At 48.9% G+C, this 10726-nt stretch carries 5 protein-coding genes; 2 read left to right on the top strand and 3 right to left on the bottom strand.

Translation table 11 applies throughout. From position 1 onward, the window contains the following. Positions 1-195 precede the first annotated feature (195 nt). On the bottom strand, positions 196-4893 hold the full coding sequence (gltB, locus tag QZ918_RS18705; RefSeq protein ID WP_293337520.1) for a glutamate synthase large subunit: 4698 nt from the start codon (positions 4891-4893) through the stop codon (positions 196-198). Positions 4894-6005: 1112 nt separating this feature from the next. On the opposite strand from gltB, the gene QZ918_RS18710 reads away from it, so the two are divergent. After that, on the top strand, positions 6006-8126 hold the full coding sequence (locus tag QZ918_RS18710) for a phosphodiester glycosidase family protein (protein WP_293337522.1): 2121 nt from the start codon (positions 6006-6008) through the stop codon (positions 8124-8126). A gap of 273 nt (positions 8127-8399) precedes the next feature. On the opposite strand, the gene QZ918_RS18715 is transcribed toward QZ918_RS18710, so the two are convergent. Next, positions 8400-9227, bottom strand: coding sequence for an alpha/beta hydrolase (locus QZ918_RS18715; RefSeq protein ID WP_293337524.1), 828 nt, complete (start codon positions 9225-9227; stop codon positions 8400-8402). A 162-nt stretch (positions 9228-9389) separates the two neighbouring features. Between QZ918_RS18715 and gcvH the strand changes: the two genes are divergently transcribed. Continuing rightward, positions 9390-9779, top strand: a complete 390-nt coding sequence (gcvH, locus tag QZ918_RS18720) for a glycine cleavage system protein GcvH (protein WP_293337526.1) — start codon at positions 9390-9392, stop codon at positions 9777-9779. 213 nt (positions 9780-9992) lie between these two features. Here the strand turns inward: gcvH and QZ918_RS18725 are convergent, their stop codons facing one another. Next, entirely contained in the window at positions 9993-10715 is a 723-nt protein-coding gene (locus tag QZ918_RS18725) for a hypothetical protein (protein WP_367275375.1), read from the bottom strand. Positions 10716-10726 lie beyond the last annotated feature (11 nt).

The following is a 10726-nucleotide window of genomic DNA, read 5'->3' on the forward strand; positions in this document are numbered from 1 at the left end:
GCTCAAGAAAATGGTTTTTTTTACGCTCATCTGTCGGTAACAATCAAAGATTTCGGAAAAAAACCCGGTTTTTAACTGCGTCTACAAGCTAAAGAAACCGGGTTTTTCACCTAATCTGTCGGTAACAACCAAAGATTTTGGAAAAAACCCGGTTTCTGACTGCGCCTACAAGCTAAAGAAACTCGGACTGCAAAATTAAGCTTCTACAGCAATCTTTTGCTCCGAAGCCTCCGGCGAATTTGCTTCACTTGGCGGCACAACTTGCCAGAACTTCGGCAAGTATTCCGACCAATTGGCGAGAATCTTCGCGGCTTTTTTGCTGTTAGTTCGATCGCGCTGCATCTCGATCAACTCTTTCAATTGCGCCTCACCAGCGGCCGTAGAAACCCGCTGCATCTTCACAATCTCTCCGTTGACGTATTCGGGGAAATTGCCATCTTCATCGAGGAAATAACCCAAGCCGCCTGTCATTCCAGCGCCGACGTTACGGCCGACTTTTCCTAGGACGACGATGACGCCGCCTGTCATGTACTCGCAGCAGTGATCGCCGGCACCTTCAATTACTGCTTTCGCCATTGAGTTGCGTACCGCAAACCGTTCGCCTGCTTTGCCCGCAGCTAGCAGGGTTCCGCCTGTGGCACCGTACAAGCAAGTGTTGCCAACGATCGCATTTTCGGCTGCATCATAGGTTGCACCTGTGGGCGGTTTGATCGCGATTTCGCCACCGTGCATCCCTTTACCAACGTAGTCGTTGGCTTGGCCGGAAAGTACCAGTGTCATCCCCGGCAAGTTGAACGCGCCGAAGCTTTGGCCCGCGCTACCTGTGCAGTTGAGGACGATTTCACCCGTAAAGCCGGTGTTGCCGTGTTGCAGTGCGATCGCACCTGATAAACGTGCTCCCACAGTGCGATCGGTATTTACCAATGTTAGATTCTTGCTGACAGTGCCGTGATTGGCGATCGCACTTTGAATCTCAACATCCGCCAACAAATCATCGTCTAACACAGGGCCGTTGGTGTGAATGTCGCCGTGCACCAAGAAAGATCGATCGCCCTTAGTATCCGGTAACTTGGTCAAACAATCCAAATTAATCGCTTGAGTTTTAGTTAGTTTCACCCCTTCGCGCATTTTCAGCAAATCCGCGCGGCCGATGATATCTGCGATCGACTTATAACCCAATTTCGCCAACAAACTCCGCACTTCTTCTGCTACGAAATAGAAGAAATTAACCACGTGTTCCGGTGTTCCGGGGAACCGTTTCCGCAAGTGTTCCTGTTGAGTTGTCACGCCCACAGGACAGCTATTCATGTGGCAAACCCGAGCCATGATGCAGCCTTCGGCAATCATTGCTACCGTGCCGAAACCGTACTCTTCGCCGCCCATCAAAGCGCTGATAATTACGTCCCAACCTGTTTTAAAGCCGCCGTCAACGCGCAACAAAACTCGATCGCGCAACTTGTTCTCTATCAGCACTCGGTGAACTTCGGTCAATCCGAGTTCCCACGGAGAACCTGCGTGCTTGATCGAACTCAGTGGAGATGCGCCGGTGCCGCCGTCGTGGCCGGAAATTTGAATTACATCGGCATTTGCCTTGGCAACGCCGGCTGCTACAGTGCCGATACCGACTTCCGAGACTAACTTCACCGAAACACCTGCTTTCGGATTGATTTGATGCAAGTCAAAAATCAACTGCGCCAAATCCTCGATCGAATAAATGTCGTGGTGAGGGGGAGGAGAGATTAAAGTGACACCCGGTTTCGATCGGCGCAAATAGGCAATGTACTCGCTCACTTTCGGCCCCGGCAATTGACCGCCTTCACCCGGTTTCGCACCTTGTGCGACTTTAATTTCGATTTGTTGGGCGCTCATCAAATACTCGGGAGTTACGCCGAAACGCCCGGAGGCTACTTGTTTGATGGACGAACAGGCTGTGTCGCCGTTCTGCAATCCTTTTAAGTGAGGTAGCGTTTGTGAGAATCCTGCCGGACTCACATCGTTGAGCGCGTTGTATCGGATCGGGTCTTCGCCGCCTTCGCCGGAGTTGGATTTGCCGCCGATGCGGTTCATCGCGATCGCCAAAGTTTCGTGCGCTTCCGGCGACAAAGCACCGAGGGACATTCCGCCGGTGGCGAAGCGTTTGACAACATCTGCTACAGATTCGACTTCTTCGATGGGGATGGAAGGGCGATCGCTCGCAAAGTCCAGCAAATCCCGCAAAGCCGTGACTGGGCGGTTTTCTAGCTGTTGCTTGTAAACCTCGTAATGGTCGTAGGCGGTTTTTGCGTCGGCCCCGCTACCGTTACCGTTACTATCAGCCTTAAATGTAGCGACAGCCTTGTGCAAAGCCTTCGCCATTTCTGGGCTGTTCATGTGATATTCGCCACCTCGGCGGTACTGCACGAAGCCGAAGTTTTCCAGTTTTTTCTGGAGTAATTCGGGGAAAGCCTGAGAGTGGAAAGACATTACCTCGTTAGCGAGTTCCGCTACACTCAAACCACCGATGCGGGAAACAGTTCCTTTGAAGCCCAAATTGAGCAAATCGCCGCCAATGCCGATCGCCTCAAAGATTTGCGCGCCTTGATAGCTAGACAGCAGCGAAATTCCCATTTTCGACATGATTTTCAGCAAGCCGTTTTCTACCGCTGTGCGGTATTTAGCTTGGGCTTGAGTGACGGTAATCTTGGGAACTTTGCCGTGTTCCATCAAATTTTGAGTTTTGGTGTCAAACCACCAGCCGCGCACGCTTTCTAGTGCTAAATAAGGGCAAACAGCCACCGCACCGTAACCGATCAAACACGCGAAATGGTGAGTGCTCCAACACTGCGCCGTATCCACAACCAGCGAAGTTTGCATCCGCATCCCGACGCTAATTAAGTGGTGGTGAACTGCACCAAGTGCTAGCAAGGGGGGAATGTAAGTACATTCATCACTCAAACCAACAGCAGATTCCCCTTCTTCCTTCGACACTCGATCGCTCAAAATCAGAATCGTCGCGCCCGATCGCACTGCCGCAACAGCATCTTGACAAAGTTGCTCAACTGCGCTTTGCAAACCAGCAGGCCCGGAAGTAATTTTGTAAAGAGTTGACAGTTGCTTTGCGGGGAAAGATTTTTGGTCTTTCAAGAAAGAAAGTTCACCGTCGTTGAGTACGGGGGAATCTATTTTTAGCAGCTTGGCATTTTCCGGTGTTGCTTGCAATAAATTGCCTCGCAAACCGACATTCATTGTCAGCGACATCACCATTCCCTCGCGCAGGGGGTCGATCGGCGGATTTGTCACTTGAGCGAACCGCTGTTTGAAATAGTTGTAAAGTAACTGAGGCTTTTCTGACAATACAGCCAAGGGAATATCATCGCCCATGCAGAAAGTCGGTTCTTTTCCAGAACTTGCCATCTCCACAATTACCATATCCAAATCTTCGGCGGTGTAGCCAAAAGCAGTTTGAGTGGCTAACAGCGCTTGGGAGTCGAGGGTTGCGGTTTCAGCAAAAGGCTGCGGTTGCAGAATTTCGCGGTTTTGTTTCAGCCATTCGCCGTAGGGGTGGCGTTTGGCAATCCGCTGTTTTAGCTGCCAATTTTTGAGAATTTCCTTGGTTTTCAGGTCAACTGCAATCATTTGCCCAGGCCCCAAGCGGCCTTTTTCGACAATATCGGCTTCGGGAATATCGACAACTCCGGCTTCGGAGGCGACAATTACCAAGCCGTCCTTAGTAATGCAGTAACGGGCCGGACGCAAACCGTTGCGATCGAGCGTAGCACCTACTTGCTTGCCATCGCTGAATACCAACAGTGCCGGGCCATCCCAAGGTTCTTGAAGGCCGCTGTAATATTCGTAAAAATCGACAATTTCGGGATAGGTTGCCAAATCCGGCTGATTTTTATAGGCTTCGGGCACCATAATTGTCAGGGATTCCAGGGGAGTGCGGCCGGAGTGCACCAACATTTCCATCACGTTGTCCAAGTTTGCCGAATCGCTGCTTTCAGGATTGACAATGGGATTGAACGTGTCGATGTCGGCTTGACTCCAATTCGGGTGAGACAAATTGGCTTGGCGCGCCGTCATCCAGGTAATATTGCCCAACAGCGTGTTAATTTCGCCGTTGTGTCCCAGCAAGCGCATCGGTTGGGCGAGGTGCCAGCGGGGCATGGTATTGGTGCTGAAGCGGCGGTGATAGACGGCAAAGGCACTTTTGTAAGCGGGATTTTTAAGGTCGAGGTAAAATTCTCCTAGTACAGCCGATCGCACCATGCCTTTATAGACGATCGTGCGGCAAGAAAAAGAGCAACTATAAAAGTCTTGGCGGGTAAAATCGGGGCGATCCGACAGGGCGTGTCCGATGGTGCGGCGGGCGAGAAATAGCTGTCTGTCGAGCTCATCTCCCTGCAAGTTCGGTGAACTTACGATTATCTGTTCGATTTGAGGTTGATTTTCCCGCGCTTGCGGGCCCAAAACCGACGGTAAAACGGGAACTTTTCGCCATCCCACAACAGTTAAACCGCGATCGACCATAACTTGCTCAACCACCTGCCGCGCTGTCTGCGCTTGACTTTCATCTTGAGACAGAAACAGCATTCCCACGCCGCAGTGTTCCTGTGGTGGAGGCACAATTCCCTCTTCGGCAAACCAAGTATGCAACAATTCCCAAGGAATTGCAGTCATCAAACCTGCGCCGTCGCCGGAATCGGAGTCTGCACTGCAACCGCCGCGATGTTCCAGACAAGTTAAGGCTGGGAGGGCTTTTTGAATAAGTGAGTGCGTAGCTTCGCCGCTTTGATTGGCAATAAACCCCACACCGCAGGCATCTCTTTCTTCCACTAACCAGTTTTGGCCGGCAAATGGAGTTCCTCGCTGAGTTTGATGCACGTTGCTGTTTCGATCGATCGTGTTACCCATGTTGATTGAATGTTATTTCTGTGATTGTGTGGTTGATTTGTTTTTATAGCTCGGAGAGAGAATACTGCCGAGCGGTGGGAGTCTAGTAAATCTTAAAACAGCACATAGCAAGCTGATTCGATAAAAATTTACGTAGATGCTGCCTGTACGTAACGCCGAAACCCTGTTTGGAGATTTTAACAAGGCAGACGGGAATTCCCTCACTATACCGTACTCGGTTAGTGGGGGATGAAAGGCGCGTGAGTCGTACTCGACGAACAAATAGATAATTGATTAGTACAAACATTTCGAGAATTGGTACAATCGGTTTGGAGGTAGATCACCCCGCGCGGCGTCTAAAAGGCCGTTGCCATCGAGCAAACGTAAGTACGCTTCGCACTATCCACTAAAAGAAATCCGCCACTGAATGTATCAAACGCCATGTGGGTTTCCAACTAAAAACATTTCTGCCTTCGGAAGGAGGGCGACTGCCTGGACATCGTACAAGCGATGTGAGAGTCAGGGCAAGACGGCTTGTCAAACCTCTAGACGCTGCGTAAGACCGAAACATAAGGCAAGCTTTGTGTCGAGGCGGTGGCGGTTGAAACAGGAAGCCCCCGTCATAGCGGTAATCAGCTTGACGGTGGGTACTTCACATTATCTCGATCGAATCGCTTCGGAGATCTCTCGCAGAATACGCTGCTGTTAACAAGCAACGATTTTTTGAGGAATTGCTACCCAGCAACCAGATATATTGGGGGCGATGAAAAGCCCGATAGCTGCGCTTCACGAGTTTTTAGTGCGTTTTTTCATGAGTCCGCTCGATCCCCTTGCAGGGAAAATCGGTAGATAGTAACTCTAGCTTTATTTTGTTCGCTGCGGTGCTTAGTTGCTTCGATCGGCGCCCCAGAGACAAAAGACACCTGCTCGTAGCTTGGTGAGTAGGTGGAAGTAGTGTTGTAGCATCGAGGATCGCAACTTATGAAACCCTGCTTTATATTATGCAGCTAACTACAGCCAACTACACAGTCCAAAAAATTAAATTTATCCAATAAAATTAGATTTTTTCACCATTCTGCTGTATGCGCGGCGTTTTTGACGGTTAATGGTTTTATGTTTCCCGCAGTAAAAAAATGGACAGACAAAAACAGCTAGCAGCAGATAACAGAAGGCTTGGGAGTATTTTGCCCTGGATTTTGTCCGTCTCGATTTCGCCCCTACTGGCGACGATTCTCCTGTGTTCAGTCTGGAATCAACCTGCAACAGCCCAAGAGAGTGGGAGTGGCACAGGCATCTTGCCTGCGGCCCAAAAGAGCGGGCAAGATGCCCACCCCACAAAAAAAGGGTTGATAAATGGTGGCACAGGCATCTTGCCTGCGACCAAGAATAGTGCAAAGTCTGAGTTAAAACTGATGACTCAATCCATACCGCCAGTTGCCAGAATTAGACAAGGCCGCCAAGTCTCTCTCAACGGCAGGATTTTACCCTTAGCTTGGACTCAGCAGCCAACAAATAACACTTCTACTAATTTCCGAACTTGGATTGCGGATGTGGGATTAATGCAATCTGCCGGAGTCGATTTACTCAATACAGCCGACAGTACCAAACAACCAGTGCAGTGGTTTTCCGTATCTTTAACTAATACTCAAAGTTTGAAAGTGCGATCGACTGGTGCGTATCGTTACTTAGATATTACCGATTTTGCTAAACTTGCCGGTTGGCAAATATCGATCGACAACAATATCCTCAAAATTACATCTCAACCTGCAACTGTCACCGGAATTCGGCAAGCAGCGAGAGAAACGGGCGATCGCATTGTTCTCGATCTCGATCGCGCGGCCCCGTGGCAAGTTAACATCGTCGATACACCCAGCCCCTCGCCAACAGACGACCCCACAAAACCCGCTATTCCTTTGCAGTCAAGCCCCCCAGCACCAAACCTCGAAACACCAGACGACCCGACCAAACCAGCGCTCTCGCAGCCGCTAGCACCCGCACAGGCGATCGCCAGTCAAGAATGGTCGATCGCGATCGATGCCAAAGTCGATCGCACTTTGGGCGAGCGCATTTTTGCAACCAGCCCAAAAGTGCGATCGTTAAAAATCGAACCTGCGGGGAATCAAACCAAAGTAAAAGTACAAATTCCCTTAGGCTGGCGGCCGCAAGTTTTCAGCCTCGCAAATCCGAATCGATTAGTAATCGACATTCGGCCAGACTCGCTAGTAGAAAAAGACATTGCTTGGGCGGCTGGAGTGCGATGGCGGCAGCAGTATCAAAATTTAGGAACAGCGCGTTTTCCCGTATACTCATTAGAAGTAAATCCGCGTCAATCCGGTGTGAAAATTAGACCGTTGTTGAGCAATCCGCCGACAGAGAAAGGTAGTGCAGCGTTATTACAAACAGCCGAAGTTTCGGGAACCGGTGCTGCAATCAATGCCGGATTTTTCAATCGCATCAACCGACTAGCATTAGGTGCGATTCGGCGGGATAATAAATGGCTTTCCGGGCCGATATTAAACCGGGGGGCGATTGGTTGGAACGATCGAGGCGAATTTGCGATCGCTCGTTTGACTTTGCAAGAAACTTTAATAACTCCTGGGAATCAGCGCTTGTCTGTTTCCCAGTTAAATAGTGCCTACGTGGAATCGGGAATCGGTCGTTACAATCTTGATTGGGGAGCGACTTATACTCCGTTTTCCGACGATGAAATAGTTGTGACAGTTGCGGGCGATAGAGTGATCGGCCAATCCCCCGGAGGTGCGGCGGGAAAAACCAATTTTCCAATTCCAGGAAACGGTTATATTTTAGCTTTGCGTTCCGACTTATCTCCTGCATCCCAATTGGCAGCAGGAGATTTATTGCGTTTAGAAACTAACACAATTCCCGCTGATTTCAACCGTTTTCCCTACATTCTCGGTGGCGGGCCGGTGTTGGTAAAAAACAGTCGAGTTGCCGTGGATGCCAAGGCGGAAGGCTTTAGCGATGCCTACGTTCGACAGACAGCGATTCGGAGTGCGATCGGGCGAACTGCTGCGGGGAATTTGCTAATTGTAGCCGTCCACAATCGGGCGGGCGGGGCCGGCCCAAATTTCGCGGAACTGGCGCAGATCTTGCAGCAAATGGGCGCTGTGGAGGCTTTAAACTTAGATGGTGGAAGTTCGACAAGTTTGTATTTGGGAGGCAGTTTGATCGATCGCCCGCCGTCCACTGCTGCGAGAGTCCACAATGCGATCGGCATTTTCATTCAACCATAAATCGATCTAAAAAAGGTTCGTAGTGAGGACTTCAGTCCTTCTTTCCAAGGTCAAAAAAAGGTTCGTAGTGAGGACTTCAGTCCTTCTTTCCGAGGACTAAAGTCCTCAAATTAATCAAAAAAGGTTCGTAGTGAGGACTTCAGTCCTTCTTAAGGTTCGTAGTGAGGACTTCAGTCCTTCTTTCCGAGGACTAAAGTCCTCAAATTAATCAAAAAAGGTTCGTAGTGAGGACTTCAGTCCTTCTTTCTGAGGACTAAAGTCCTCACTACAAACTTAATTAGCGATCGCACCAGCAAACCTTTGCAAAGTGGTAGCATAGCGATCGCCAGCCACCTCCATTAAATCATTGTGTCCCGCGCGATCGACCCAAAAATTAAGTTTCGGCTCCTTAGCGGCCGCAAAAAGCTCCTCTCCGTGCCAAAACGGCACCACCCGATCCGCCTTACCGTGAAGTATTAAAACGGGCGATCGAACTTTACCAATTTTATCAATATTGACAAACTTATCAAACGGGAAAAGCGGAATCCGCGTCAACACCCGAAAAACAGAAACAAACGAACTTTCAACCACCAAACCACCAACAGATTGCCGCGCAGCCAAATCAATAGCAGGCCCACCACCAACCGAACGCCCGTACAGAATAATCTGCTTGGGCGGCACTCGCAACTGTTGAGTTAAATAACTGTAAGCAGCCGAAATATCGCGATAAACATTATACTCAGAAGGCTTGCCCTGACTCGTACCGTAACCTTGATAATCGTAAGCAAATACAGCAAACCCGATATCTCGGATATCTTGCAAAACCGACGAAATATATCCCAAATCCTCAGCATTGCCGTGACTGTAAAGTATGGTATATTGAGCTTGCGGGTTCGGAAAATGAACAGCAGAAATTTTCATACCATTAGCTGAGCTAAGTTTAATAATTTCGCTCGTATCCTGGTAGCTAGCAGCCGGAGGTTGAAAAATCAACCTGTCTGAAAAAAAGACAGCGTAAAGACACAGAAAAGCGTAAATAAAAATTAGAGAACTCAAGAGTCGTTTGACAGAGAATTCCCCGAAAAGTAAAAGTTTTATATTTTTTTTATTTCTGTTTGCCATAACTATAGCCTTTATTAAAAAGTGAGGTATGCGTGCGATGCCCAATGCCCAATGCCCAATGCCCTGTTTCCCCGATGCCCGATGCGTGCTTAGTGAGAAAAGCTATAAATGCCCATAATTGAATAAGATTTAACTGATACTTTTTTATGGCGAGCCATTGACATGACACTAAGATACCCCGATGACCTGAAATACCTAGACACTCACGAATACATCCGACTCGAAGGGGAAATAGCCACGATCGGCATTAGCGCCTTTGCAGTTGACCAACTCGGTGATATTGTGTTTCTAGATTTGCCTGAAGTCGGTGCAGCGCTAGAAAAAGGCGAAGCTTTCGGTACAGTCGAGTCAGTGAAAGCAGTTGAAGACTTGAAAGCGCCTGTGACCGGTACAGTCGTAGAACGCAATGATGACATTATAGAGTCTCCCGAAAACTTGGCAGAAGACCCCTATGGCACTGGGTGGTTTCTGAAAGTGCGCGTTGACAACGCTAGCGATGCGGATGATGCTTTGTCGGTTCAAGACTATCGCAAAATGGTAGAAGGGGATTGACGTACTCCCCGGCATGAATGCACGGGGATTCTTAAAGGATGTTACGAAGCGGGCTTAAGCTGCGCTTCTCCACTCTTCTTCCTGCTTCTCGGATTCTTGACTAGACTGTTGCCAGTCCCCGTCAGACCATCTCCACAGGCAATTTCATCCAGGATGCGTCCCACCGCTTAAAAAAACCTAGGTAAACCTGGGTAAGCACGCGCGGTATAAGCTTTAAACATTCTTTCTTAGCGCTTGCGCTTCCTCATTGTCAAGGTTGACCAAGAAACTCCAGTTAGAAACGCTATAATAATCACAACGACGTGATATTATAGCGGAACGTTTGATTTTTTTATTCAGTTGATTCCACTCGCTCCAAACGTGCTTTTCCGGGTTCACCTCGGAATAGGCGGTTAAGGAGCGAGGTACTTTTTCACTCTTATTCATACCCCTACGAGCAATTACCAGTGCAGCCGCTTCATCACTAGCTAATCCATACATTCTCAAGTATTTCATCAAACCGATGATGCTCGAATAAGCTGGATTGACTGCAATTAAATCAATGCCACGATTTGACAGAATAGAACCCAGTTGCTTGTAGAATTGACTGTAAGCCCAGCCCGACAACATCCGAGCATACTTTCTACTTTTTTCTCCCAGTGAGTGCTTTTTTGCCGAGAAATCAAGTTCCTCACAAACTACGGGACATTCAAATTCTGTGGCTTTTATGGCTAGTTGCAAACACGCCTCAACAATTTGAGCTTGTTGCTTACCATTTGGTAAGCCCATCCGCAAAGGAATCTGCCCTTTGGCTTTGAGATTTCCTTCAGAATCAACATAGGCCCACCCAATAGAATTAAACTCAGCGAGACTGTCACCAACCCCGCTGGTCTTCAAAACCGTGCGTGAAAATTTCTTTTCACACGGCTCCTCAATGTTTTGGTGCTTGTCACGCATACCTCATTACC

The sequence above is a fragment of the Microcoleus sp. CAWBG58 genome, from assembly GCF_020883045.1.
Classification (GTDB): Bacteria; Cyanobacteriota; Cyanobacteriia; order Cyanobacteriales; family Microcoleaceae; genus Microcoleus.

Coding starts and splice junctions, on each gene's coding strand:
- gltB (WP_293337520.1), bottom strand. CDS start 4,893: ATGGGTAACACGATCGATCGAAACAGCAACGTGCATCAAACTCAGCGA.
- QZ918_RS18710 (WP_293337522.1), top strand. CDS start 6,006: ATGGACAGACAAAAACAGCTAGCAGCAGATAACAGAAGGCTTGGGAGT.
- QZ918_RS18715 (WP_293337524.1), bottom strand. CDS start 9,227: ATGGCAAACAGAAATAAAAAAAATATAAAACTTTTACTTTTCGGGGAA.
- gcvH (WP_293337526.1), top strand. CDS start 9,390: ATGACACTAAGATACCCCGATGACCTGAAATACCTAGACACTCACGAA.
- QZ918_RS18725 (WP_367275375.1), bottom strand. CDS start 10,715: ATGCGTGACAAGCACCAAAACATTGAGGAGCCGTGTGAAAAGAAATTT.